Source organism: Belnapia sp. AC561, assembly GCF_979252845.1.
The window spans coordinates 1-232 of record NZ_CEEDBP010000528.1; the positions used below are offsets into that span (position 1 = coordinate 1).

1 pseudogene is annotated in these 232 nt (G+C 67.7%); it reads left to right on the top strand.

The window, feature by feature from the left end:
- Positions 1–232 (top strand): annotated as a pseudogene (locus AC0IW9_RS32130) (dihydroxy-acid dehydratase); the annotation flags it as partial.

The window sequence follows — 232 nt, forward strand, 5'->3', positions numbered from 1 at the left end:
ACCCGAAGCGGTTGACCCACACCGGCCCGGCCGTGGTCTTCGAGGACTACAACGACATGAATGCGCGCCTCGACGACCCCAACCGGGAGGTCACGGCCGATAGCGTGCTGGTGCTGCGCCAGGCCGGGCCGCAGGGTGGGCCCGGCATGCCGGAATGGGGCCTGATGCCCATCCCGAAGAAGCTGCTGAAAGAAGGCGTCCGCGACATGGTGCGGCTGTCAGATGCCCGCAT